Origin of the sequence: Bradyrhizobium algeriense, from assembly GCF_036924595.1 — a bacterium.
GTDB lineage: Bacteria > Pseudomonadota > Alphaproteobacteria > Rhizobiales > Xanthobacteraceae > Bradyrhizobium > Bradyrhizobium algeriense.
The window spans coordinates 2,373,874-2,397,118 of sequence record NZ_JAZHRV010000001.1; the positions used below are offsets into that span (position 1 = coordinate 2,373,874).

Below are 23,245 nucleotides of genomic sequence, written 5' to 3' on the forward strand. Positions count from 1 at the left end.
GATGCGCGCTTTGCTAAACATCTTTTTGACGGTCGGGTTCATTTTCCTGGCTGGCCAGCCCGCGCTGGCTGACAAACGCGTGGCCTTGGTGATCGGCAATTCGTCCTACCGGAACGTGGCCAAGCTCAGCAATCCCGCGAACGATGCGGCAGCCGTTGCCGCGATGTTCAAGTCCGCAGGCTTTGACATCGTCGAGTCCAAACTGAACCTGACCGTCGGCGAGTTGCGAAAGACGCTGCGCGACTTCGGCAACAGGAGCCGCGACGCGGATGTCGCGGTTATCTATTACGCCGGTCACGGCATCGAGCTTGATGGTACCAACTATCTCATCCCGGTCGACGCGACGCTTGAAACCGATACAGATGTTCTGGACGAGACGCTGTCGCTCGACCGTGTGCTGGTAGCGGTCGAACCCGCCAAGCAATTGCGGCTGGTCATCCTCGATGCCTGCCGGGATAACCCGTTTGCAAAAAGCATGAAGCGAACGATCGCGTCCCGCGCGATCGGCCGCGGTCTCGCCAAGGTCGAGCCTTCCAGTCCCAACACGATGATTGCGTTTGCCGCGAAGGCCGGATCGACCGCATCCGACGGCGACAGCAAGAACAGTCCGTTCGCAGCCGCACTGGTCAATCATCTCGCCAGGCCCGGACTTGATCTTCGCAAGGCATTTGGCTTCGTCCGCGACGATGTCTTGAAGGCAACCGGCAATGCGCAGGAGCCGTTTGTCTACGGTTCGTTGGGCGGTAACGACGTGATGCTCGTGCCCGCCGCGCCGGTCGTATCTGCGCCGACTGCGCCGGTCGATCAGGACGCCACGATGCGGCGCGATTACGATTACGCCGAGCGAATTGGCACCAAGCCAGTCTGGGATGCCTTCATCGAAAAGTATCCATCCGGTTTTTTCACGGCGCTCGCAAAAGCGCAACGCGACAAGCTGGCGGCCGAAGCGGCACGAATTGACGCCACGAACAAGGCCAAGGCAGCGCAGGAAGAAAAGGCCCGGCTCGTAATCGAGGGTGCGAAGGCCGCGGAACAGGCCAAGGCTGCCGAGCAAGCCAAAGCCGCCGAGAAAGCCCGCATCGCCGCCGAGCAGGCCAAGAAGGCCGAAGAGGCGAAGGTCGCAGAAGCGGAGCGTGTGAAGGCCGCGGCGATAGCAAAGGCGGCGGACGAAGCCAGAGCGGTGGAAGCAGCCAAGGCGGCCGCAGAAGCCAAGGCCGCTGCCGAAAATAAGGCCAGCCAGGAAAAGCTGGCCGCGCTGACGCCACCGGCTGACCAATCCGATCAGCCCAAGGCGATCGACCTTCCCCGGTCGCTCCAAGCCGAACTGCGCCGGGTCGGCTGCAACACCGGCGCGGTGGATGGCAACTGGAATGTGGCCTCGCAGCGTTCGCTCGATCTGTTCAACAAGCACGCGGGGATGAAGCTGGACGTTAAGGTCGTCAGCATTGATGCGCTCGATGTCGTCAAGAGCAAAACGACGCGCGTTTGCCCGCTGATTTGCGATCATGGATTTAAAGCTGATGGTGACCGTTGCACGAAGATCACGTGCAGGGCGGGTTACGAAGTTGGCGACGACAACATGTGTGAAAAGATCGAAGTGAAGAAGCCGACGGCAAAGCGGGAAGAACCGAAAGCACAACGCGACAAACCTGAACGCGCCAAAGCCGACGCGGCTCCGGCAAAGCCGCAGGCATCCGGGCAGATATTTTGTACGATGCAAGGTTGCCGCCCTGTAAGAAGCGGTTGCCGCGTTGAACGTCAGGGCGGATCGGGCCGTGGTGTCGATCAAGTTGAGATCTGCAATTGAGATTATTGGAATTTTTAATGCGCGCTTTGCTAAACATCTTTTTGACGGTCGGGTTCATTTTCCTGGCTGGCCAGCCCGCGCTGGCTGACAAACGCGTGGCCTTGGTGATCGGCAATTCGGCCTACCGGAACGTGGCCAAGCTCAGCAATCCCGCGAACGATGCGGCGGCTGTTGCTGCGATGTTCAAGTCGGCAGGCTTCGACACCGTCGAGTCCAAGCTGAACCTGACCGTCGGCGAGTTGCGCAAGACGCTGCGCGACTTCGGCAACAGGAGCCGCGACGCGAACGTTGCGGTTATCTATTATGCCGGGCACGGCATCGAGCTGGATGGCACCAACTATCTCATCCCGGTCGACGCGACGCTTGAGACTGATACGGATGTTCTGGACGAGACGCTGTCGTTGGACCGTGTACTGGTTGCAGTCGAGCCGGCGAAGCAATTGCGGCTGGTAATCCTTGATGCCTGCCGGGACAACCCGTTCGCCAAAAACATGAAGCGAACGATTGCGTCCCGCGCGATCGGCCGCGGGCTGGCCAAGGTCGAGCCTTCCAGCCCCAACACGATGATCGCCTTTGCTGCGAAGGCCGGATCGACCGCTTCCGACGGCGACAGCAAGAACAGCCCGTTCGCCGCGGCGCTGGTCAATCACCTCGCCAAACCGGGCCTCGATCTTCGCAAGGCGTTCGGCTTCGTCCGCGACGATGTCTTGAAGGCGACGGGCAATGCGCAGGAACCGTTCGTGTACGGCTCGCTGGGTGGCAACGATGTAACGTTGGTTCCAGCCGCTCCCGCGGCGGTTGCTGCGCCGGTCGATCAGGACGCCACGATGCGGCGCGATTATGAGTTCGCGCTCCAGGTAGCAACCAAGCCCGTCTGGAATGCCTTCATCGAGAAGTATCCGTCAGGTTTTTATACAGCGCTCGCCAAATCGCAGCGTGACAAGCTCGCTGCGGAAGCTGTGCGGATCGAAGCCACCAACAAGGCCAAGGCAGCCCAGGACGAGCAGGCGCGGCTCGCGATCGAAGGCGCCAAGGCCGCAGAGCAGTCCAGAGCTGCGGAACAGGCGAAAGCCGCCGAGAAAGCCCGTGTCGCTGCCGAGCTGGCGAAAAAGGCCGAAGAGGCGAAGGTCGCGGAAGCCGAGCGCGCGAAGGCGGCAGCGCTTGCGAAGGCCGCCGAGAAGGAGGCTGAGCGCGTCAAAGCGGCCGAAGAGGCCAAGGCTGCCGCCGAGGCCAAAAAGGCTGCTCCAGACGCCGAAGCTGCTGCCGAAAAGAAGGCGAAGGAAGAAAAGCTCGCCGCGTTAGCGCCGTCGGCCGACAACTCCGAGCAACCCAAGGCGGTCGATCTTCCTCGCTCGCTTCAGGCCGAGCTGCGCCGGGTCGGCTGCAACACCGGCGCGGTGGACGGCAACTGGAATGCGGCCTCGCAGCGGTCGCTCGATCTGTTCAACAAGCACGCGGGGATGAAGCTGGAGGTCAAGGTTGCGAGCGTCGATGCATTGGATGTCGTCAAGGGCAAAACGACGCGCGTTTGCCCGCTGATTTGTGAGACCGGATATAGGGCGGACGGAGATCGATGCACAAAGATTACGTGCCGGGCCGGCTATCGGCTTGGTAACGAAAATGAGTGCGAAAAGATTCAAGAAACAAGGAAGCCAGCCGCAATTCGAGAACGTGTACAGCCGATGCCCGATACGGAACGAAAGCAAGTTGAATCACCATCCACGAAGCCGGTGGCAGGGTCGGGTCAGATTGTCTGCGGTCACGGCGGTTGCCGACCCGTACAAAAGGGCTGCCGGCTGGTTGTGGGCAGTGTAACGGGGTCGAAAAGCGGAACGCCTGCAAATGTCGAAGTCTGTAATTGACCAGTTGTGCAAACAGTGCGGCGGCTGTTGGGTTGCCGTCGGACGTGTCTGGTTTGAAGCTTCGATCGATGAAAATACTTAACGCTCTGATCGGGGGCTGTATTGTGAAGATATTTTGCGCGGGATTTCTGGCGGCGTTCATTTTCATATTGCAGCCGCCGCCGACTGCCAAAGCAGGCGTTGTCCTGATCACGCCGGAAGAAGCGCAGCTTCCCACGCCAAAAGGCGTTCATGCCGCTCGCGCCATCACGCGCGGACCGCGTATCGACCTTGCCGGTCCCGATGCCAGTGAGGCGCGTTCCCCGCTACGTCTGCAGCTCAAATTTCGGGGATTCGGCGGTGCAACGATCAATCTCGACTCGCTTCGTGTGACTTACCTGAAAATGCCAAACGTCGATCTGACGTCAAGAATAAAGCCTTATGCCCAGCCGACGGGCATCGAGATTCCGGACGCCGAAGCCCCGCCGGGCGAACATCTGGTCCGCGTGGAAGTCCATGATTCCGAGGGACGTCGCACGGCGACGACATTTTTGCTCAGCGTCGCACACTAGAGGGGCAGGGATGCCGGAAGCTTGCTTCTTTTGCAAAACGGAGAAGGATGAGCATACGCTCGTCTGCGCGGCCTGCGGACGGGATACGGCCGTTCCTTTGCCGCTGGCCGCCGAACATCAGGCGCTGTCGCAAAAGCGGGATCGCTTGCGGGCCGAGCTCGTTGAGGCAAAGGCCCGGCTCGAGTCGCTTCGGCGCAGGCCGGTCAGCGCATGAAGATTGATCAGACAAATCGCGCGCGAACCCTTGTCGCGTTCCAATCTTCCATGGGCAGATTGATCGCCTGATGGAATGCCCTTTCTGCGCCGAGACGATTAAGGACGAGGCTCTCATCTGCAGGCATTGCAGCAGGGATCTCCGTGTCGTGCAGCCGATTGTGATCGAAAACCAGAACCTCGTAGCGGAACTTGACCGGCTCCAGCGGGAGCTGGACCGGGTCAACACGCAACTCGCGTTTTTGGACCGTCCGGTTCGCTTCGTGCTGCGGCACGCGGCGCTCTATGTCCTGATCCCGGCGCTTCTGCTGCTCGCCGCGCATGTCGTTGTGACGATCCTGCTGGATGTTTCCGCGCTCTACCTGCGGATCGCGTCAGTGATCATCCCGATTCCGTTCGGGGTGATGCTCTACGCCGTCAACAAGATCGGGGTGAGGGGGGCCGCCGGGTTTGGAATCGCCACAGCCTTCCTCAGCGTGATGGCCATGCTGATCACCATCGGAGTTGTCGACAAGGTACCGATCCTGCCGGAGAGCCTCCGCGAATGGCGCGAGGCCGTCGAATACGCGCTCAGTATCATGCTGGCCTATTTGACGGGAAATCTGCTGGTCATGCTGATCCTTCGCTCGCTGCCGAATGCGATCGCGGCTTCAGGCCGCCCGAGTGCTGTAGCGGTGCGGCTCGCCCGGATGTTTGGCCAGCATGTGGGGCCGGATGTCATGCGCCGACGGGCGCGCCGGATACAGGAACTGATGAAAACCCTTGGTCCGCTCGCCGGCCTGGTGGTGACGGCCGGCGGGTCGATCTACACCGGGCTAAAAGGCGTGCTGGGACACTGATGGGGCGAGCCAGGGGGTTTAAATCTCACCCCGGCATCCCCATATAGCCTCTCATGGCACAATGGAAAGCATCGACCACGCGGCAACCACCGATGACGAAGGATGAGTTGCGCCTCATGCTGGCCGAGGCGGTCCGCAACACGCAGCCAATCGCGGATCAGAGGCCGAAGCGATCCCCGGAGGCCGAGGACGATCAGTCCTAGCTGGCCGCCGGTCGTTCATTCGCAATCGCTAAGAGACGGGCCAACGTGCGGCGCTCGATGCCGATCCCGACAGCATGGCCAAATCAGAAATCACAAAGGACCTAACGAATGCGGATTGCCGCCAAACCCACTGAACAAGAGATGATCGAGGGGCCGCAAGCGGTATCCTTTCAGATCGCGAACGGGAATGCGCGGCATAGCTGCATTCTGCAAACCGAGCTGCCGACGAAGGCGCTGGCCCAAAAATATCTTCTCGCAAACTGGCCTGTTGTCGAAAAGATGGCACGCGACGCGCTCGCGGCGGGAAATCTTGAAGACGGCCCGATCAAACTCGTTATCGCCTGAGCGGTTCATCATGAACGCCAGTTTTGGATTTTAGGACCAGTCATGCTGAAAGATCGCGAGAATATCCTGAATGCGCTCCGCGAGAAGCCGCAGAAGGCTTACCAACTCATGCGGCGTGCCAATCTTCCGAATGAGGAAGCCTGCCAATCCCTGCTTCTGAAAATGCGCGACGAAGGCCTGGTGAAATTCGACATCCACAAGGGGCTATGGCTCATCGGATAGTCCGATACATGCGGCGGGGTTATTTCCCCGCCGTTTTCTGTTTGCCGCCTTCCGCATCCAGCCCGAGCGTGCGGCCGGGAAAGCCCGCCGCGTCGAAATAGCGTTGCGAGCCGACGCGCTGGAAGTTGAGCACGGTGCGCAGGCCGTTCGCCGCCGGTTTCGATTTCACGGTGCCGGCATAGGCCATCGGCGTTGCGCCATTGGGCATGGCTTCGGTCATGACGCGGCCGATCAGCTTGCCCTTTGCCTTTTGCGTCAGTCCCATGATCTTAGCTGCGGTGGCGCCGACGTCGGCATTGCTGACGGGGAGGGGATCGACATAGCCCGATTTGAAGTCGGGCCCGATCGCCGCCGCAAAATTCAAGGTGTCGCCGCGGCTGAAGCTGCCATGCATGCCCTGGCCCTGGCGCAGCACGGTGTCGGCAATCTGCACCGAGCAGTTGGTCGGCTCCTCGCATCCCGACGACCAGGAGCGGAAGTTGACCACGATCGACGGATGCGGCACGACCGCCTTGCCCTTGAGGCCGAGCTGCGACATCGGCAGCGTGCCGGGGAAATTCCCAAGTTCGTCATCGACAAAGAGGCCGCTGACGTAATCCTGTTCCAGCAGCGCCTTGATGGTGCGGTCCGCGAGCTTGCGTTCCTTGCCGGGGATATAGATCAGGTCCGATCCGCCATTGGTCGCGACCACGAGATCGGGTTTTGCCGGGTCTTTGCCCAACAGGCCGTTGCCTGCCTTGGGATGGGCATTGTCGGCGACGCGCGCGTTCTTGTCGTTGGGGTCGAACAGCGGCAGGTCCAGCGCCTTCGCCAGATCGACGGCGAGAAAGCCCATGGGGAGGAAATCCTTCGGCGTGTCTTCGTAGGCGATCTTCGCCGCAGGGCTGGTCTTGCTCTCCTTCGAGATCGTCGAGAAGCCGTGATCGGAGGAGACGATGATGTTGGTCGTCGCCGCAAGGCCGAGTTCGTCCAGCGCCTTGCGCAACTGCGCCAGGTTATCGTCCGCGTTCTTGATGCCGGCCATCGAGGTCGGTCCGTTGATGCCGGGGGTGATGGTGTTGAGGCTGTCGCCGGTATTGTGCTGGCTGCCGTCGGGATCGCGTGACCAGAACACCAGTACGAACGGCTTGTTGCGCGCCTTGAACATCGGCAATACGACCTTGGCCGCGACGTCGGCCATGTAGGCCTGCTGCGCGACATTCGCCGTCGTGGTGCCCGGTGTTTTGGCGTCGCCGGCCTTGCTGTTTTCCCCGCGCGGGGTCGTCACCAAGGGGAGGCCGGCCTTGATCAGCGCGTCCTTCATTTCATCGGACAGCGGCACGCCATTCTTGCTACCGGTGGAGTCGTCGATCACGATGGAATTCTTGCCACCGTCGGTATGGTCGAAAAGATAGGTCGGACCAAGCTTGCCGATCGCGGCGGTGCTGTAGCCCTTCTCGCGCGCCATCTTCAAAAGCGTCTCTTCGTTCAAATAGTCGCCGCCGAAATGCTCGTCGACCTCGAGCAGGACGGGATTGACCTCGAGGAACGGCGTCACCGTGTTGTTGGAGTGGGCGATGGGGCGGCCGGTGTAGATCGTGTTGCTGAAGGTGCCGGTATCGCCGAGGTAATGGCCGCTGGCCATCGCCGAGCCGTTCGCCATGGTGAAGGTCGGGAACAGCGAATGCGAGTTCTTGAAGTTGACGCCCTTGTCGCGTACCTCGGCCATCGCAGGCGCGGTCTGCGGCGTCACGATGCGGCCGCGCAAACCGTCCGGTACGAACAGGATCAGGTTACGCGGGGTGGCGTTTTGCGCGGATGCCGAGCCCGCGATGAGTGCGATCAGACCGGCTGATAGCAACAGGGTTGTGTGGCGCATCTGGTTCCCCCCACAGAAAAGCAGTTGCGGCGATCCGCCGCCGCTTTCCGTTTAGTTTTGCTCTGCGACAGGATTGTTACATTGTGTGGAACCGGCCTCAAGGGCGGGCAGCAAGCATCCGCGCCCCGTCAAAGGTTGGGCCTCGCGGAGGAAACATCGGAGCCCCGGCGCCGTTTTCATTGGCAGGAGGCCAGCCATGAGCAAGTTCCAACAGAAAGCCGAAGCCCAGACCAAACAGATCATCGGGCAAATGCTCGGAGATGAGCTGCTGGTGAAGGAGGGCAAGGAGCAGCAACGCGAGGCGACGGAGCCGGGACGCGGCCACCACGACGAGGGCGGCCATGACCAAGGCATCGTCCGCGACGAACGCGGACAGGAGCAGCCGCGGGACAAGGAGCGTGCCCAGCGTGTGAGCCGGGTGGATCGCGGCGGCGATCCGCCGGGCAAGAAGGGTCGGCCCAGGCGCGCCTCATCAGTTACCTGACGTCGGTTGCGGATTTAACCGGCAAGTCACAAGAAAAGAGGCGGCCGCGGGGCCGCCTCTCCAGTCTTTCATGCGCTCTTGTTACTGACAGATATGACGTCGACCGTCGTCACCCCAGAACGTCGTTCCGGGCTGACAGACGAAACCGCTGTTGTAGCCGCCATAGTAGCGGCGCCCGTAATAGCCGTCATTATACGCGTAGACGTCGTTCCGGAACGGCGCTGTGGCGATCGCGCCCGCGGTACCGATGGCGCCGCCGACGATGCCGGCCGCTACGTCACCCGGCCAGAATCCGCCGTGTCGATGATAGTAGCGGTCGCTGGTCTGATACTGCCGGATGGCATCCGACCTTCCGTGAGCATCCTGCGCCAGTGCCGGCGCCGCGACGGCAGTAGAAAGAACTGCGGCTGCGGTCAGGAGCTTCAAGTTCATAAGTTGCCTCCGTTTGAGTGGCCTTGCAGTGACCTGGGGCCAACGAGGGGCGCCAGCGACCGTTCCGATATCGTGATCGGATTACTTCAAACGGATGTGAGGTTTCAGTTCCGCCTTGGGGTCCAAAAAACGGAACGTAGCGTTCCGGCAACGCTGTCGAAATGTGCCTTCCATCCGCGACTATCCTGAAACGCGAGCGCGGTGCCAGATCGGATAAACCAGCCAGAACGCAAGCAACGCGACCAGCGCAATCGCGCCGGCGCTCAGCGCTATGACCGTATCGTCGGTGGTCTTGAAGAACACCACTGCGACGTCAGCGGCAATGCCGATGGCCAATGGTATCGAGGCGGCGATCACAAGACGGGAGCCGATCTCGAAGAAATCCGGATCGTCTTCGCCCTGAAAGCCCAGGCGGTGAACGGCGGCGGGTGTCATCAAGAGGATGACGGCTAGCGCCACCGCACACAGCGCGGCACAATGGATATATTTGAACAGGTCCGGCAGCTCGTTGAACGCCTTCGTGAAGGTGGCGATCAGTTGAAACCCGAGAAGCGCCTGGCCGCCCGGGATGATGACCCGGGCCTCCGTCAGCATCTGCTCGATCTTGGATTTCAGCGAGGTCTCGTTGGACATTTCCTGCATCTGGTTCTTCCGATCCCGTCTCAGCGCAAAGCCGAGGCCGTACAGCAGCGCCAGGCCGACGGCGGTAAATGACGAGCCGGCGGCGATAGCGAAGGTGCGGCCGAAAATATGTTCGAGGGCCACGAAGGCCGAGATGCCCAATCCGACGGTCAGCGGCAGCAGGCTGATGCCTGCCAGCGTCGTTGCCGTTGCGATGGCTCCCACCCGGCTGTCGCCGGCGAAGATGATCTGATGAAACAGCGAAGGGGCAATCAGGAGGCTGATGCTCATCAGCATCAGCACAAGCCCCGCACCATGCATATGCCGCGCTGCGTCGGAGACGTCCGGAAAGCGTTCCTGAAAAACCGCCTCGAACTGGAATCCGAACAGCACTTGGGCTCCGAGGATCAGGAGCCTCGATTCATCGAGCGCAGTCTTCAGGCGGCTTTCGACATCCATCGCTATCTCCGCCTATTGAACTTCCCTCAGATTGCGGAGTTCCAGGGCGGCTCGCCTGCGGCATCGCGAACCTGCTCGAATTCGAGCCGCTTGGAACGATGTCTGGCGACGCCGATTGAACGGGAGTGCCGCGCGATCCGCCTCAAGGAGGCTGGCGCAACCGTCGAGCTGCAGACGTGGCGCGGCCTGAACGGCAATTGCGAGGTTACCCATGAAGAGCAAGCGCATCGGCGCCGACGAGCAGGCGCAGGTTCACGTCATCATTCTTGACACGGGCGAGGAGGCGTTTGCAGTGCTCACCCGCTTCGCCAATGAAGCAGGGATTTCCGCGGCCTCCCTGACCGCCATCGGCGCCTTCGAGCGGGCCACCGTCGGCTGGTTCGACATCGCCTCGAAGAGCTACCGCAAGATCGAGGTCAATGAGCAATGCGAGGTTCTCAGTGCGATCGGAGACATCGCCGTCGGCGATGACGGCAAGCCGAGCCTCCATGTCCACATCGTGCTGGGGCTCGCCGACGGCTCGACCCGCGGCGGCCACCTGCTGGCAGGCACGGTGAGGCCAACGCTCGAGGTGGTCCTGACCGAAGTCCCGGCAACACTTCGACGAAAGAAGCGGCCGGACCTCGGGATTGCGCTGATCGATCTTGCGGCTGCGCGCGGTTGAGGCGTCGCGCGCGGCTTAGGAACATTACGTTCAATCCCATGTTGTCCGCCTGCCAAACAATGGAGGACGACATGGCTGAGAAGGATCTCAACGAACTATTTCTCGATACGCTCAAGGACATCTACTACGCCGAAAAGCAGATCCTGAAGGCGCTGCCGAAAATGGCGAAGGCCGCGAATTCGGACAAGCTGCGGGGCGCGTTCGAAAAGCACCATGATGAGACCGAGGGGCACGTCGAGCGCCTGGAACAGATATTCGAGCTGCTCGGCAAGGCTGCGCGCGGCAAGAAGTGCGATGCCATCGAGGGCATCCTCGATGAAGGCAAGGAGATCATGGAGGAGTATGCCGATACGCCTGCGCTCGATGCCGGCCTGCTGGCCGCAGCCCAGGCGGTCGAGCATTACGAGATTTCGCGCTACGGCACCCTGAAAGCCTGGGCGGCCAAGCTCAATAATCCGCAAGCTGTGAAGCTGATCGACCAGACTTTGACAGAAGAGAAGAAGACCGACGAAACCCTGACCAAGATCGCGGAGACCGCTGTCAACTATGAGGCCGCGGCGTAAGACCGCAAGCCGGCCGACGGCGCCGTGGCGAGCGCCGCCGGCCCTGTCTGCACGAGACGCCGCAAGCCTCGACTATCTGTGCGACAATCCGAAACCCGTCCAGCGTCGGAGCAGTCGTTCGACCGCAGCGCCGATCGCAAGGCCGGCGATCACATCGCTGGTCCAGTGCGCCAAGAGAACGATCCGCGTCAGGACCAGGCCCGCGCCGATCGACCAGGCCAGGCTGCGTTGCGCGGGCGGCAGCACGGCGGCCGCCGATGCCAGCGCGCCGACATGGATGGCATGGCCGGATGGAAAGGCGTCGAGAGGTTTTCCCGAAAACGGCACGCCGTGAAGGTGCCCGCGGACCATCAGACGGTCGGGGCGTCTCTGGTCGAAGATCGACTTCAACAGATGCGGCAGAAGCGTAGCGGCGACCGTCGTCAGCAGGATATGGTTGCTGTCGGTGCGATGGCGCGCGCTTCGATGCCTGCAGTAGAGCCACCAGCCTGCGGCGAGCGCGCAAACGACGTGCTCGTCGGCGCCCCAGGTGAGGATCTTGGCAATCTGTTCGACTTCCGGACGGGTGTGATCCGAAATCCGTTCCGCGATTTCGATGTCGGCCTGAGTTGGCCGTATCGGAAACAGCGCCATCATCCGTCTTTCAACCGGAATAAAAGGATCCCTGCCAACCCGTCCATGGATGTTCGGCGGGGTTCGAGTTCGACGTCGCGGGGGAGAGAAACGTCGATACGGGAAAACCCGCACCGGGCCCGATCGTTCCTGTGGTCGCTTTCACTGGCTGCAGCGAGGCCGACACTGCGAGGAAACGCCGCGGCAAAACGCCCCCAAGGTAGTAGTTTTACGAGGCCGAACAAATATTTGCGCGGACAGGCGCCAGCGTAAGCAAACGTTTAGCCGCCGTCCGTAAAATACCGGCATCAATTCCTGCATTAACCTCTGGTTAGTCATGCGCCTTCTGCCGATGAAAGAGCCGGACAGGTCCTGGCGGTCGATCAAGGGCCAGTGGAAGAAGGACGCTGAAAGCGTCGGCGAGGACTTTTCGACCTTTTCGACGGGAAGTTTCACGACCTATGATGCCCTGACCAAGGACGGCGACCATCCCAGCCTGTACTGCCTTTCCGACGGCGAGCGGATTCATGCGGCCTGCCAGGTCAGCCGCCTGATGATGAGCAAATTCCCGTCGCCGATCCTGCGGGCGCGCTTTATCCTGGTGTCGCCGGTCTATGAACTGGGCATCGCAGACGCTGGCCAATACGCCCAGATGATGGTGGCGCTGTTCTCCGGCATCGTGTGGCTGTCGAGGGACACGATGTCGGCCAACCACATCCGCTTCTTCCTGAAGAGCCCCGGAGATTCACAATACTTCGCGGCGCTGCAGGCCTCGCCGCCGGCTTCGCTGTTTTCGAAATTCACGATCGACGGCGCGCTGATCGAGTGCAGCCTCAAGGAAGACGAACTGGCGGAAACCGAAACCGCCTGATTCCGCCGCCGCGTTAACCTCGCGATAACTCATTTTGCTAACGCCCTTTTGGGTTGTGTTCCCTACAACAAGCGCCTGTGGGGGCAGCGGTAATGCTGAATAATTCATCGCAAGACATCGTCGCGGAGAGCCAGCCGCTGTTTGACGGCGGCATGCCGTGGCGGATCAGGTTGAGTGCCATCCAGTGGCTGATCTTAAGCGCTGCGGTGCTCGTGATCGCAATCATGCTCGGCACCGGCTATTTCGCCATGCAATATCGCGAGCGGGCGCTGGAAGTCGCCGAGCGCGAACTCAACAACAGCGCGCTGCTGCTGTCGCGGCATTTCGACCAGCAACTGAGCGATCTCCAACACGTACACGAGGACGTCGTCGCCGGCATGCAGGCCGATGGGGTCGACACGTCTGATGAATTCGAACAGAGAATGTCGAGCTTAAGCGCGCACGAGATGCTCCGCTCCAAGCTCTCGGCGCTGCCGCATGTCGGCGCGCTGAATCTGTGGAACGCCAAGGGGTGGCTGATCAATTCCTCCGAGATGTGGCCGGTGCCGGACCTCAGCATCGCCGACCGCCAGTACTTCAAGGAGTTCACATCCGGGAGACCGACGTCCGACGTGATCGTCGAGCCGGTCGTCAGCAAGGTGACGAAGAACTGGACCACCCTGTTTGCGCGCAGGATCGTTGGCCGGAACGGCGAGATCATCGGCTTCGCCAGCCGCGGTGTCGAGCCTTCGCATTTCGACGCTTTTGTTGGATCGCTGGAGCTCAACAGCGGTACCGCGATCTCGATGATTCACCGCAACGGTACCATCATCGCCCGCTATCCCAAGAACGACAGCCTGATCGGCTTCAATGTTGCCGGCACCGAGGCGTTTCAACGCGCGCTGGCCGTGGACGGCAACATATCGGGACGCTTCACCAGTGCGAGATTGTCGGAAGAAAAGGTCGGCGCGGTCAAGTCGCTGATGCACTTTCCGATCCTGATCGTCGCGACCACGAAGACCGAGACCGCACTCGCCGACTGGCGGGCGCAGACCAGGCTGCAATTCTTTGCGGCGGCGCTGGCGATCGTCGTCGTGATCGGTATGGTCTTCCTGATCGAGCGTCAGCTACGCCAGCAGCATGCCGCAGCCCAGCGCAAGCTCTCGGAGAAGAGCCAGCATCTCGACACCGCCATCAACAACATGACGCAGGGCCTGCTGTTGTTCGATGCCTCGGGGCGCCTCGTGATCTGCAACCGGCGATATATCGACATGTTCGGCCTCTCGGCCGACGTGGTCAAACCCGGCTGTCATCTGCGCGACCTGATCCGGCACCGTCAGGAGCGCGGCTCCTTTGTCGGCGACGTCAACGCCTATTGCGCCCGGTTTCTCGACCCCAACAGCAGCCTGGTTCAGGACACCGTGACCTCGACGCCGGATGGCCGCACGATCCGGCTGATCTTCAAGCGCTCGCCGGACGGCGGCTGGGCGACGACATTGGAAGACGTCACCGAAGGGCGGCGCGACCAGGCCAGGATCGAACATCTCGCCCATTACGACGCGCTGACCAATCTGCCGAACCGTTCGCTGTTCCAGCGCCATGCGGAAGGATTGCTGCTGGAAACCGAGGGGCGCGAATTCGCGATCCTCTATCTCGACATCGACGAGTTCAAGCGCATCAACGACACGCTGGGACATCTGATCGGCGACGAATTCCTGAAGGGCGTGGCGGAGCGGCTGCGGCAGTCAGTCGGCCCCGAAGATTTCATCGCCCGCCTCGGCGGGGACGAATTCGCCATCCTTCAGCACGGCATCGAGAGCGGCGAGGACGTTCACGCGCTGGTCACGCGGATCTATCAGGCGCTGCGCACCCCGTTCGACTGCCACGGCCACCAGCTTTCCAGCGATGCCAGCATCGGCATTGCGATCGCCCCGCGCGACGGCTCGGAGCTGTTCTATCTCCTGAAGAACGCCGATCTCGCGATGTATGCGGCGAAGGCGGCCGGCCGCAGGACCTATCGCTTCTTCGATCCTGCGATGGAACAGCAGGCCAATCATCGCCGCGAGCTGGAGGCGGATTTGCGCGCGGCGCTGGCGCAGGGCGGCTTCGAACTGCACTATCAGCCGCAGGTCGACCTGGGCAGCGATCGTGTCACCGGCTGCGAGGCGCTATTGCGCTGGCGGCATCCGGTGCGCGGCATGGTCTCGCCGGCCGACTTCGTGCCGGTGGCCGAGGAAACCGGCCTGATCGAGGAGATCGGGCAGTGGGTGCTGCGCACGGCTTGCGCGGAAGCGGCGGCCTGGCCGGCCGATGTCCGCATCGCCGTCAACGTCTCGCCGATCCAGTTCCGGTCGGAAACGCTATCGCTGAAGGTCGCTTCTGTCCTCTCCGAGACCGGGCTCGACCCGCGCCGGCTGGAGCTGGAGATCACGGAAGCCGTCCTGATCGCGGACGACGACGCGGCGCTCGCGACGCTGAACCAGCTCCGCGCGCTCGGGGTTCACATCGCGCTTGACGATTTCGGAACCGGCTATTCCTCGCTGCAATATCTGCAGCGCTTCCCGTTCGACAAGATCAAGATCGACCGCTCCTTCGTCAAGGAAGTGACGCGCAACTCCTCGTCGGCCTCGATCATCCGCGCGGTGGTGAGCATCGCCGCCGACCGCAACATGATCACCACGGCAGAAGGCGTCGAGACGCTGCAGCAGCGCGAGACCGTGCAGAATCTCGGATGTACCCAGATGCAGGGCTTTCTGTTCAGCGCGGCGCGCCCGGCGCAGGAAATCCGCGCGCTGCTGGCATCGGGCAGGGCAGGCGTCGAGGACGCGGCGTAGGGCCCCCAGGTAAGGCTCAAGACCAGGTTGCTTTAGGCCTCCTGCGGCCGTGCCTCGGAAATCGCCTTCCTGAGAATCCGCGACAGCAGTTCCACCGAATAGGGCTTCTGGATCAGCTCGAAGCCGCGGTGAGCATTCTCCGCGAGCACGTTGCTGTAGCCGCTGGTCAGCACCACGGGCAGGCCGGGATAGCGCTCGCGCACGATGCCGGCGAGCTCGACGCCGTTCATCCCGGGCATGATGACGTCGGAAAACACCAGGTCGGCGGAAAACTCGTCCTCGGCAAGGATCGCCAGCGCGGCATCCGCGCTGGCGACGCGGCGGACCGTGTAGCCGAGATCTTCCAAGAGCTCGGTAGAGAACTGGCCGACGTCGTCATTGTCTTCGACGACGAGCACGCGATAGCCGCGGCCGCGCGCGGCGGGTTCGCTGCCGGTCGCGGCGGCCTCGACCGCATCGGCCGGCATCGCGGCCTGCGGCAGGTAGATCGTGAACGTCGCGCCCAGGCCGGGCTCGCTCGCGACCGCAATGTCGCCGTCGGACTGCTTGGCAAAGCCGAACGCCTGGCTGAGGCCGAGGCCGGTGCCCTTGCCGACTTCCTTGGTGGTGAAGAACGGCTCGAAGATCGTCTCGAGCAGTTCGGACGCAATGCCGCAGCCGGTGTCGGTCACGGTGATGGCGACGAAGTCGCCGTCGCGGGCGGGCTGGGCGCGGAGCGGGGGAATGACATCCACTTTCCGGACGCGGATGATGAGCCGGCCCTCGCTGTTCATGGCGTCGCGGCTGTTGACGGCGAGATTCATCAGCGCGGTTTCGAACTGCGCGATATCGGCGATCGCAAAACAATGGAGATCGGCGATGTCGAGGTCGATCCTGACCCGGGCGCCGACCAGCGGGCGGATCAGTTGCGCCACCGCCTCGACCTGGGTGCCGACATTGAATACCTGCGGCTTCAGCGGCTGCTTGCGGGCGAACGCCAGCAACTGCCCGGTCAGCTTGGAGGCGCGCTCCACGGTCTCTGCAATAGCGTCGATGTAGCGCCGGCGCCGCTCTTCCGGCAGTTCGCGGCGGCGCAGGAAGTCGGTCGCGGAGCGGATGATGGTCAACAGATTATTGAAATCGTGCGCCACGCCGCCGGTCAATTGTCCGACCGCTTCCATCTTCTGCGACTGGCGCAGCGCTTCCTCGCCCAGGCGGCGCTCGGTGATGTCGACGGCGTCGGGCACCGCGCCGACGATCGCGCCGTGCTGATCGCGCAACGGGCGCATCACGAAGTCGAAATAACGCTCGCCGATCGGCAGGCATAGTCGCATTTCGATCTGGGCTTCTTCGCCCCGCATCACGGCCATGAAGGCGTCCCGGACGGCGTCGCGCATGCCTTCGGTGCCGGAAAACCACGGCGTTTCCCAGAACGGCTTGCCGACCACGTCGCCGGCGTCACAGCAGATTCCGGCAAGCGCGGTCTTGTTGGCATACAGGAGATCGCCGTGCTGGTTCAAAAGCCCCTGATACTGATGGCTGGTTTCCAGGATCGCGCGCATCTGGGCTTCGCTGGATTCCAGCTGCGCCGTCCGCTCGGTGATCCGCAATTCGAGGATGTCGTTCAGCCGGCGAAGATCGTGCTCGGCCTGTTTGGCTGATGTGATGTCGTGGGCGACACCGATGAAGCCGATGTGGGCGCCGGTCGGATCCCAGCGCGGCAGGGATTCCGATCGCATCCATCGCCAGTCGCCGTCGGCGCGCTGGTAGCGGGCTTCCAGCGTGAACGGCTTGAGCGAGGCCTCGCCCGCGGCCAATTCCTTCAGGAAACGGGGCAGGTCGTCCGGATGCAGCATCTTGCGCCAGTCGTACACGATGGCTTCCTCGAACGGCAGCCCGAGAAAATCGAGATAGGCCTGGTTGAGAAAAGAGCGGGTGCGGTCGAGCTTGGTGACCCAGATCGGCACCGGCGCGCTGTTGGCGATCAGGCGGAAGCGCTCCTCGCTTTCGCGCAAGGTTGCCTGCGCCAGCATTTGAGCAGTGACGTCGCAATCGGCGCCGACCAGGCGCAGCGCACGGCCATCAGGGTCGCGCTCGATCTTGGCGACGACGCGGATCCAGCGGGTCGCGCCGTCATTCGGTCGCACGATGCGGTATACGGCCGAATAGTCCTCGCTCTCGCTCTTCAGTACGCCGAACAAATGCTGGACCGTTAGCTCGCGATCCTCGGGATGGATTCGGCTGACCCATTCCTCGTAGGTTTCGTTGGTCGCCTCGGGCGGCAAGCCGTGAACCAGCAGATATTCGGGGGAGCGGCGGTTCTTGACGCCGTCGCGGAAATCGATTTCGAGACCGCCGACGCCGGCGATGCGCTGAATCCGCGCCAGCTCGGCTTCGCGTTCCTGCAGGGCGCGATGAGCCCGATCGCGTTCGCTCGCGATTTGCTGGAGATGTCGCCGCAAGCGATCAGCGGCAGCTTCAGGCAGAACGTTTGAAGTGTCGGAAGGGGTCATGCGCGCCAGCAACCTCTGGCGGTACTCTCACACAGGAGCCGGCGGCTTTGCCAGCTTCATTTGCTCTTTGTTGCCGCGCGGCAGTTATAGGCCCTGCGGAACCCGGCGGCCTGCGCGTCTTCCTCGGAACAAAACCAGCGATCCGGCTTGGTCAGTCCCGGATAGGAGCGGCACATCTGCAGGTGGTAGATGCCGAGGTTCCCGGTGACGCGCGCGCGGACGGCGTATTTGCCCTTGATGTTGCAGCCCGCCGGCATCACGAGATCCTCTGGGAACAGGGCCTCGCGGATTTCGCGGTCGCGATCGGTACGGCACGCGGCGCCGAGCAGGGCGCCGTCCTTCTTGCCGGCGCGGAACTCGCGTGGCGCGGCGAAGCAGCCTTTCCACAATCCCTGGCGGTCTTCCCTGGCGCGGGCCTCGTCTACCTGGAAGCGGCCGCTGGCGGCGGCTTCGACATTCAAGGCAAAGCCGTTGCGGACCAGCAACTGGCTGAGACTTGTCGTTTCACCCTCGATCTTGCAGACGCCGATGCGCCGTTTCTTGTAGGCGGGATCGGGGCCGAGATCGTCGCAGCGGACCTGTTTACCGCCGATCAGTTTTGTCAGTTGATCGCGCGCCTCGATCCCGCAGGTCCAGCTATCGGCGTGTTCGTCGATGCAGAGCTGGTCGACGGTCGGGACATCGATGCCGTCGAGCCGGTAGGTGACATTGCCAAGCTGAAGCGTGCCGCCATCCCGAACGACGGCGGTGGTGGCCGAACTCTGGCTGGCCGGAAGTACGATCGATAGCAACGCCGCAACCAGAAAAATTTGTGACCGCATCTGTTTCACTTTAAATAGATTTTGCACCGATGCGTTCTAGCACATGCTGGCGTCAATGAACCAAGCGCGGCGGCCCTACGCCTCTCTGACGTCTATTCCTCGGGCGCTCAAGGCCTCGAAGAGAGCTTCAATGATTTCGGGCTCAGGCCTGTCGGCAGATGACGGCACGAGCTCGTCAATTTGGTCAAATGTGATGAACCCATGCTGGTCGCCGATTTCAATCGCTTTTCTGATGATCGCCGATAAATCCATTTGATCGTCCTCCCGATATTGTAGCTCCTACATCAAGGGGATGAGAGCATCATTGACTTCGTGAGAACAAAATAGGAACATAGGTGCCGTCGCTCAACACGGAATATTTGCCATGTCGTCCTCTTCACAGCCGAAATTCGAAGAGAACGACGAGCTGGAAACCGCGGTGGATCAAGCGATTTCAGCCTGCGGCGGCGATCTGCGGGCGACGGTGCGCGCGCTGATTGTCGCCAACGAATATCTGGAATCTGAGGCTGCCGAACTGATGAAGGCGGTATCCCGCGCCTATGCGCGAGGCCGGTTCGGCTCTTATTCGGGGTGAATTACCGCCGGCCGGCATTCGAAGCCGATACGAGACCGTTGCCTCCATCGATATTTGCTGTACGAGGGGTGTGTTACCCGCGTTCCCGCATGTCATTGCGGGGGAGGATCCCGCCCAAAGCTCAAGCAAGAAGAACATGTTCAAGAGAATTCTGATCGCAAATCGCGGCGAGATCGCCTGCCGGGTCATCAAGACTGCGCGCCGGATGGGGATCGAGACGGTGGCCGTGTATTCCGAAGCCGACCGCGATGCGCTCCATGTCGAAATGGCCGACGACGCCGTGCTGATCGGCCCGCCGGCGGCGGCCGAGAGCTATCTGCTGATCGACAGAATCGTCGATGCCTGCCGCAAGACCAGCGCAGAGGCCGCGCATCCCGGCTATGGCTTCCTGTCCGAGCGCGAGGCATTTCCGCGCGCGCTTGCCAAGGCGGGCATCGTCTTCATCGGCCCCAACCCGGGCGCGATCGCCGCGATGGGCGACAAGATCGAATCCAAGAAGGCAGCTGCCAAGGCCAAGGTTTCGACGGTGCCGGGACATCTCGGCGTCATCGAAGACGAAAAGCACGCGGTGAAGATCGCCGACGAGATCGGCTATCCCGTGATGATCAAGGCCTCTGCCGGCGGCGGCGGCAAGGGCATGCGGATCGCACATTCGAAGAAGGAAGTCGCCGAAGGCTTCAACCTCGCCAAGGCCGAAGCCAAATCCTCGTTCGGCGACGATCGGGTGTTCATCGAGAAATTCATCGTCGATCCCCGCCACATCGAAATCCAGGTGCTCGGCGACAAGCATGGCAACGTGATCTATCTCGGCGAGCGCGAATGTTCGATCCAGCGCCGCAACCAGAAGGTCATCGAGGAGGCGCCGTCGCCGCTGCTCGACGAGACGACCCGCCGCAGGATGGGCGAGCAGGCGGTGTCGCTGGCGAAGGCCGTGAACTACGATTCCGCCGGCACGGTCGAATTCGTCGCCGGCCAGGACAAGAGCTTCTACTTCCTGGAGATGAACACGCGCCTGCAGGTCGAACATCCCGTCACTGAGCTCGTCACCGGCATCGACCTTGTCGAGCAGATGATCCGCGTCGCCGCCGGCGAGAAGCTTTCGATCGCGCAGAAAGACGTCACGCTGACGGGATGGGCGGTTGAATCGCGCGTCTATGCCGAGGACCCGTTCCGCAACTTCCTGCCGTCCATTGGCCGGCTGGTGAAATACCGTCCGCCGGCCGAAGCGAGCCAGGACGGTGTCACCATCCGTAACGATACCGGCGTGCAGGAAGGCGGCGAAATCTCGATCCATTACGATCCGATGATCGCCAAGCTCGTCACGCATGCGCCGTCGCGGGCGGCTGCGATCGAGGCGCAGTCAACCGCGCTGGATGCGTTTTACGTCGATGGTATCAGGCACAATATTCCGTTCCTGTCGGCGCTGATGAACCATCCGCGCTGGCGCGAGGGCAAGCTTTCCACAGGCTTCATCGCGGAGGAATTTCCGAAGGGCTTTTCCGCGCATCCGCCGGAAGGCGAGGTCGCGCGGCGGCTGGCGGCCGTGGGAGCTGCGATCGATCATGTGCTTGGCGAGCGCAAGCGGCAGATTTCCGGACAGTTGACCGGCCGGCTGGTGCAGCGCGAACGCCGCCGCGCGGTGTGGCTCGATCGCGACGAAATCGCGCTCGATGTGGCGCGCGAGGCCGAGGGCATCGCGGTGCGCTTCATCGGCGCCGATGGTCTGCCCGGCAATCCGCACAATCTGCTCTCGACGTGGACGCCGGGCGAACCGGTCTGGCATGGCACCATCGACGGCCACGTCGTGGCGATGCAGGCGCGCGCGATTCCGAACGGCATCCGCCTGGCGCACCAGGGCTTTGACGTTGCGGTCAACGTCTTCACCGAAAGCGAGGCCGCCGCCGCCCGGCTGATGCCGGTGAACTCGGCGGCCGACACCGGCAAGAAGCTGTTGTGTCCGATGCCCGGGCTCGTGGTGTCGATTGCGGTTGCCGAAGGGCAGGAGGTCAAGTCCGGCGAGACGCTGGCCGTGGTCGAGGCGATGAAGATGCAGAACGTGCTGCGCGCCGAGCGCGACGGCACGGTGAAGAAGATTCATGCTGCAGCCGGCGCGACGCTGGCGGTGGATGCGTTGATATTGGAGTTTGCGTAACGCTTCCGTCATGCCTGCGACAAACGCGAAGCGTTTGTGCAAGGGAGCGAAGCGACGAAGCAATCCATGGTTCGGCTTGTGGCGCTATGGATTGCTTCGCTGCGCTCCCAATGACGGCGGATAGAACCGAGGGCAACCATGGCTTTCCGTCAACGCCGAGAGAAATTGCGTTCCATTCTCACCGGCTCCAGCTGCGTCCGGCCGGGGTCGGTCTATGACGCGACCTCGATCCGTATTGCAGAAGACCTCGGTTTCGAACTCGGCATGTTTGGCGGCTCGGTGGCCTCGCTTGCTGTCCTCGGCGATCCCGACATTGCCCTGATCACGCTAACGGAGCTGGCCGAGCAGATGCGCCGGATGTCCCGTGCCGCAGCCTTGCCGGTGCTTGTCGATGCCGATCACGGCTACGGCAATGCGCTCAACGTCCGCCGCACCGTGCAGGAACTCGAGGCTGCCGGCGCCGCCGGCCTCACTATCGAGGATACGCTGTTGCCGCAGGCATTCGGCCAGGCCAAGACGCAACTGATCCCGCTGGAGGAAGGCGTCGGCAAGATGAAGGCCGCGCTCGACGGGCGCGGCGACCCCTCGCTGGTCGTCATGGGCCGCACCGGCGCCGTATCCATAACCGGTCTCGACGACGCCATCGCGCGCGCAAAAGCATACGAGGCCATTGGTGTCGATGCGCTGTTCTTCACCGGCATCAAGAACCGCGGCGAGCTCGAAGCCGTTTCAGCCGCAACGAGCTTGCCGATCGTGCTCGGTGGCGCGGCCGAGGACATGACCGCGCTCGATTATCTCGAAAGTCAGCGCGTGCGGATCGCGCTGCAGGGCCACGCGCCGTTCGCCGCCGCCACGCAGGCCGTCTATGAAACGCTCAAGGCTTTGCGTGAGGGAGGCTCGCCGAAGAACCTGAAGGGCCTGGCGTCATCCGAATTGACCGGCCGGGCGATGCGCGAGGCGGACGTGAAAGCGCGCAGTGGCGCATTCCTCGGATTGAACAAGCCATGAGCGACACCATCCGACACATCACGATCAGGGGCCGGGTGCAGGGCGTCGGCTACCGCTACTTTGTCGAACACGAGGCGCGGTCGCGTGATCTCGAAGGCTGGGTGCGCAATCGCCGGGACGGCGGCGTCGAGGCGGTGTTCTCTGGCCCCGCGGCAGCCGTTACGGCCATGATCGCGGCATGCCGGCGCGGGCCTTCATCAGCACGAGTGCAGGCGGTTCAGGACGAAGCCGCCAATCCTGATCTGCTGAACCTGCGGGAGGCAGGCGAGCGGTTCTCCGTGCTGCCGACGATCTGACCGCCCTGACAAGGCTGATACGCACCCACGAGGTGACTGAATGACGCCGCAACACCCCGGACGTGACTGGAGACGGATCCATCATTCCCCGATCTTCTGGATCGGGGTCGTGATGTGCCTGGCCGCGATCACGATCTATGTGCTGTCCGATGACCTCTCGTGGCGACCGCAGGCGCCGCGATAGGACCCGGGAAGCGCTGGAAAAAGCCCGGGCTTAGATCGAGACCGGTAAGTCAGCATCAGCAGGGAGACGAACAGGCCGGCCGCGCACGAGCTGCTTGAGAATCTTGCTGTCGTTGATGGTGATAATGACGCGTGAAAACGCCCGTGCGATAGCAGTCATTTGTGACCTCCTGCGTCGGCGCCCGTGTAATTGATAGCGCGGAGGGCTTTGCATGAATGTGGGCTGGCTCACCCGCCGGCCAGAAGATGCCGTCGTAGCTTCACCACGAACTAGCTAGCACAACCGCCTAAGCGGACATG

24 protein-coding genes are annotated in these 23,245 nt (G+C 62.4%); 16 read left to right on the forward strand and 8 right to left on the reverse strand.

Features of this window, described 5'->3' with window-relative positions; genetic code table 11:
* Position 1: 1 nt before the first annotated feature.
* The 6 genes from V1286_RS11550 to V1286_RS11575 all read left to right on the forward strand — a co-directional run bounded on the left by V1286_RS11550 (position 2) and on the right by V1286_RS11575 (position 6,042).
* Positions 2-1,807 (forward strand): caspase family protein, encoded by a 1,806-nt coding sequence (locus V1286_RS11550; protein ID WP_334479661.1) that lies wholly within the window; start codon positions 2-4, stop codon positions 1,805-1,807.
* 17 nt (positions 1,808-1,824) lie between these two features.
* Positions 1,825-3,669 carry a caspase family protein gene (locus V1286_RS11555; RefSeq protein WP_334479663.1) on the forward strand — a complete coding sequence of 615 codons (1,845 nt, stop codon included), beginning with the start codon at positions 1,825-1,827 and terminating at the stop codon, positions 3,667-3,669.
* Positions 3,666-4,220 carry a hypothetical protein gene (locus V1286_RS11560; RefSeq protein ID WP_334479664.1) on the forward strand — a complete coding sequence of 185 codons (555 nt, stop codon included), beginning with the start codon at positions 3,666-3,668 and terminating at the stop codon, positions 4,218-4,220. The genes V1286_RS11555 and V1286_RS11560 overlap by 4 nt, the downstream gene beginning before the upstream one ends.
* 374 nt (positions 4,221-4,594) lie before the next feature.
* Complete coding sequence (locus V1286_RS11565) at positions 4,595-5,272, forward strand: hypothetical protein (protein ID WP_334479666.1); 678 nt, start codon at positions 4,595-4,597, stop codon at positions 5,270-5,272.
* A 311-nt stretch (positions 5,273-5,583) separates the two neighbouring features.
* Positions 5,584-5,820: a hypothetical protein gene (locus V1286_RS11570; protein WP_334479668.1), complete on the forward strand. Its 237-nt coding sequence runs from the start codon at positions 5,584-5,586 to the stop codon at positions 5,818-5,820.
* A gap of 42 nt (positions 5,821-5,862) precedes the next feature.
* Positions 5,863-6,042, forward strand: coding sequence for a hypothetical protein (locus V1286_RS11575; protein WP_108518311.1), 180 nt, complete (start codon positions 5,863-5,865; stop codon positions 6,040-6,042).
* 19 nt (positions 6,043-6,061) lie between these two features.
* On the opposite strand, the gene V1286_RS11580 is transcribed toward V1286_RS11575, so the two are convergent.
* The gene (locus V1286_RS11580) at positions 6,062-7,900 is read right to left on the reverse strand and encodes an alkaline phosphatase family protein (protein WP_334479670.1); all 1,839 of its coding nucleotides are present in this window, start codon (positions 7,898-7,900) and stop codon (positions 6,062-6,064) included.
* A gap of 196 nt (positions 7,901-8,096) precedes the next feature.
* On the opposite strand from V1286_RS11580, the gene V1286_RS11585 reads away from it, so the two are divergent.
* Positions 8,097-8,384: a hypothetical protein gene (locus tag V1286_RS11585; protein ID WP_334479672.1), complete on the forward strand. Its 288-nt coding sequence runs from the start codon at positions 8,097-8,099 to the stop codon at positions 8,382-8,384.
* Between the two features lie 81 nt (positions 8,385-8,465).
* Here the strand turns inward: V1286_RS11585 and V1286_RS11590 are convergent, their stop codons facing one another.
* Positions 8,466-8,816: a hypothetical protein gene (locus V1286_RS11590; protein ID WP_334479674.1), complete on the reverse strand. Its 351-nt coding sequence runs from the start codon at positions 8,814-8,816 to the stop codon at positions 8,466-8,468.
* Positions 8,817-8,996: 180 nt separating this feature from the next.
* The gene (locus tag V1286_RS11595; RefSeq protein ID WP_334479676.1) at positions 8,997-9,896 is read right to left on the reverse strand and encodes a DUF6328 family protein; all 900 of its coding nucleotides are present in this window, start codon (positions 9,894-9,896) and stop codon (positions 8,997-8,999) included.
* A 211-nt stretch (positions 9,897-10,107) separates the two neighbouring features.
* Here V1286_RS11595 and V1286_RS11600 point away from each other — a divergent pair, with 211 nt between their 5' ends.
* The gene (locus V1286_RS11600) at positions 10,108-10,560 is read left to right on the forward strand and encodes a PPC domain-containing DNA-binding protein (protein WP_334479678.1); all 453 of its coding nucleotides are present in this window, start codon (positions 10,108-10,110) and stop codon (positions 10,558-10,560) included.
* 71 nt (positions 10,561-10,631) lie between these two features.
* The gene (locus V1286_RS11605) at positions 10,632-11,123 is read left to right on the forward strand and encodes a YciE/YciF ferroxidase family protein (RefSeq protein WP_334479680.1); all 492 of its coding nucleotides are present in this window, start codon (positions 10,632-10,634) and stop codon (positions 11,121-11,123) included.
* 72 nt (positions 11,124-11,195) lie between these two features.
* Here the strand turns inward: V1286_RS11605 and V1286_RS11610 are convergent, their stop codons facing one another.
* Positions 11,196-11,759 (reverse strand): phosphatase PAP2 family protein, encoded by a 564-nt coding sequence (locus tag V1286_RS11610; RefSeq protein ID WP_334479681.1) that lies wholly within the window; start codon positions 11,757-11,759, stop codon positions 11,196-11,198.
* A 313-nt stretch (positions 11,760-12,072) separates the two neighbouring features.
* On the opposite strand from V1286_RS11610, the gene V1286_RS11615 reads away from it, so the two are divergent.
* Together V1286_RS11615 and V1286_RS11620 are read left to right on the forward strand one after the other, a co-directional pair.
* Positions 12,073-12,606, forward strand: a complete 534-nt coding sequence (locus tag V1286_RS11615) for a hypothetical protein (protein ID WP_108518326.1) — start codon at positions 12,073-12,075, stop codon at positions 12,604-12,606.
* Between the two features lie 152 nt (positions 12,607-12,758).
* Entirely contained in the window at positions 12,759-15,419 is a 2,661-nt protein-coding gene (locus tag V1286_RS11620) for a bifunctional diguanylate cyclase/phosphodiesterase (RefSeq protein WP_417021248.1), read from the forward strand.
* Positions 15,420-15,451: 32 nt separating this feature from the next.
* On the opposite strand, the gene V1286_RS11625 is transcribed toward V1286_RS11620, so the two are convergent.
* The 3 genes from V1286_RS11625 to V1286_RS11635 form a co-directional block, all read right to left on the reverse strand.
* The gene (locus V1286_RS11625; RefSeq protein WP_417021127.1) at positions 15,452-17,911 is read right to left on the reverse strand and encodes a hybrid sensor histidine kinase/response regulator; all 2,460 of its coding nucleotides are present in this window, start codon (positions 17,909-17,911) and stop codon (positions 15,452-15,454) included.
* A 56-nt stretch (positions 17,912-17,967) separates the two neighbouring features.
* Positions 17,968-18,732 (reverse strand): thermonuclease family protein, encoded by a 765-nt coding sequence (locus V1286_RS11630; protein ID WP_334479686.1) that lies wholly within the window; start codon positions 18,730-18,732, stop codon positions 17,968-17,970.
* 75 nt (positions 18,733-18,807) lie between these two features.
* Positions 18,808-18,984: an RNA polymerase sigma factor region1.1 domain-containing protein gene (locus tag V1286_RS11635; RefSeq protein WP_334479688.1), complete on the reverse strand. Its 177-nt coding sequence runs from the start codon at positions 18,982-18,984 to the stop codon at positions 18,808-18,810.
* 112 nt (positions 18,985-19,096) lie between these two features.
* Between V1286_RS11635 and V1286_RS11640 the strand changes: the two genes are divergently transcribed.
* From V1286_RS11640 to V1286_RS11660, 5 genes are all read left to right on the forward strand, one after another.
* Positions 19,097-19,306, forward strand: a complete 210-nt coding sequence (locus V1286_RS11640; RefSeq protein WP_334479689.1) for a hypothetical protein — start codon at positions 19,097-19,099, stop codon at positions 19,304-19,306.
* 136 nt (positions 19,307-19,442) lie between these two features.
* On the forward strand, positions 19,443-21,458 hold the full coding sequence (locus tag V1286_RS11645; protein ID WP_334479690.1) for an acetyl/propionyl/methylcrotonyl-CoA carboxylase subunit alpha: 2,016 nt from the start codon (positions 19,443-19,445) through the stop codon (positions 21,456-21,458).
* A gap of 138 nt (positions 21,459-21,596) precedes the next feature.
* Positions 21,597-22,466: an isocitrate lyase/PEP mutase family protein gene (locus V1286_RS11650; protein WP_334479691.1), complete on the forward strand. Its 870-nt coding sequence runs from the start codon at positions 21,597-21,599 to the stop codon at positions 22,464-22,466.
* Complete coding sequence (locus tag V1286_RS11655; RefSeq protein WP_334479693.1) at positions 22,463-22,762, forward strand: acylphosphatase; 300 nt, start codon at positions 22,463-22,465, stop codon at positions 22,760-22,762. Before V1286_RS11650 ends, V1286_RS11655 begins: the two co-directional genes overlap by 4 nt.
* 40 nt (positions 22,763-22,802) lie before the next feature.
* Positions 22,803-22,946, forward strand: coding sequence for a hypothetical protein (locus V1286_RS11660; protein ID WP_334479694.1), 144 nt, complete (start codon positions 22,803-22,805; stop codon positions 22,944-22,946).
* Positions 22,947-22,976: 30 nt separating this feature from the next.
* Here V1286_RS11660 and V1286_RS11665 read toward each other — a convergent pair whose 3' ends face one another.
* Positions 22,977-23,105: a hypothetical protein gene (locus V1286_RS11665; protein ID WP_334479695.1), complete on the reverse strand. Its 129-nt coding sequence runs from the start codon at positions 23,103-23,105 to the stop codon at positions 22,977-22,979.
* Between the last annotated feature and the right edge of the window lie 140 nt (positions 23,106-23,245).

What these genes read in the sequence shown, in the direction of transcription:
- V1286_RS11550 (WP_334479661.1), top strand. Translation starts at nt 2, where the DNA reads ATGCGCGCTTTGCTAAACATCTTTTTGACGGTCGGGTTCATTTTCCTG.
- V1286_RS11555 (WP_334479663.1), top strand. Translation starts at nt 1,825, where the DNA reads ATGCGCGCTTTGCTAAACATCTTTTTGACGGTCGGGTTCATTTTCCTG.
- V1286_RS11570 (WP_334479668.1), top strand. Translation starts at nt 5,584, where the DNA reads ATGCGGATTGCCGCCAAACCCACTGAACAAGAGATGATCGAGGGGCCG.
- V1286_RS11575 (WP_108518311.1), top strand. Translation starts at nt 5,863, where the DNA reads ATGCTGAAAGATCGCGAGAATATCCTGAATGCGCTCCGCGAGAAGCCG.
- V1286_RS11580 (WP_334479670.1), bottom strand. Translation starts at nt 7,900, where the DNA reads ATGCGCCACACAACCCTGTTGCTATCAGCCGGTCTGATCGCACTCATC.
- V1286_RS11585 (WP_334479672.1), top strand. Translation starts at nt 8,097, where the DNA reads ATGAGCAAGTTCCAACAGAAAGCCGAAGCCCAGACCAAACAGATCATC.
- V1286_RS11590 (WP_334479674.1), bottom strand. Translation starts at nt 8,816, where the DNA reads ATGAACTTGAAGCTCCTGACCGCAGCCGCAGTTCTTTCTACTGCCGTC.
- V1286_RS11595 (WP_334479676.1), bottom strand. Translation starts at nt 9,896, where the DNA reads ATGGATGTCGAAAGCCGCCTGAAGACTGCGCTCGATGAATCGAGGCTC.
- V1286_RS11600 (WP_334479678.1), top strand. Translation starts at nt 10,108, where the DNA reads ATGAAGAGCAAGCGCATCGGCGCCGACGAGCAGGCGCAGGTTCACGTC.
- V1286_RS11605 (WP_334479680.1), top strand. Translation starts at nt 10,632, where the DNA reads ATGGCTGAGAAGGATCTCAACGAACTATTTCTCGATACGCTCAAGGAC.
- V1286_RS11610 (WP_334479681.1), bottom strand. Translation starts at nt 11,759, where the DNA reads ATGATGGCGCTGTTTCCGATACGGCCAACTCAGGCCGACATCGAAATC.
- V1286_RS11615 (WP_108518326.1), top strand. Translation starts at nt 12,073, where the DNA reads ATGCGCCTTCTGCCGATGAAAGAGCCGGACAGGTCCTGGCGGTCGATC.
- V1286_RS11620 (WP_417021248.1), top strand. Translation starts at nt 12,759, where the DNA reads ATGCCGTGGCGGATCAGGTTGAGTGCCATCCAGTGGCTGATCTTAAGC.
- V1286_RS11625 (WP_417021127.1), bottom strand. Translation starts at nt 17,911, where the DNA reads ATGACCCCTTCCGACACTTCAAACGTTCTGCCTGAAGCTGCCGCTGAT.
- V1286_RS11630 (WP_334479686.1), bottom strand. Translation starts at nt 18,732, where the DNA reads ATGCGGTCACAAATTTTTCTGGTTGCGGCGTTGCTATCGATCGTACTT.
- V1286_RS11635 (WP_334479688.1), bottom strand. Translation starts at nt 18,984, where the DNA reads ATGGATTTATCGGCGATCATCAGAAAAGCGATTGAAATCGGCGACCAG.
- V1286_RS11640 (WP_334479689.1), top strand. Translation starts at nt 19,097, where the DNA reads ATGTCGTCCTCTTCACAGCCGAAATTCGAAGAGAACGACGAGCTGGAA.
- V1286_RS11645 (WP_334479690.1), top strand. Translation starts at nt 19,443, where the DNA reads ATGTTCAAGAGAATTCTGATCGCAAATCGCGGCGAGATCGCCTGCCGG.
- V1286_RS11650 (WP_334479691.1), top strand. Translation starts at nt 21,597, where the DNA reads ATGGCTTTCCGTCAACGCCGAGAGAAATTGCGTTCCATTCTCACCGGC.
- V1286_RS11655 (WP_334479693.1), top strand. Translation starts at nt 22,463, where the DNA reads ATGAGCGACACCATCCGACACATCACGATCAGGGGCCGGGTGCAGGGC.
- V1286_RS11660 (WP_334479694.1), top strand. Translation starts at nt 22,803, where the DNA reads ATGACGCCGCAACACCCCGGACGTGACTGGAGACGGATCCATCATTCC.
- V1286_RS11665 (WP_334479695.1), bottom strand. Translation starts at nt 23,105, where the DNA reads ATGACTGCTATCGCACGGGCGTTTTCACGCGTCATTATCACCATCAAC.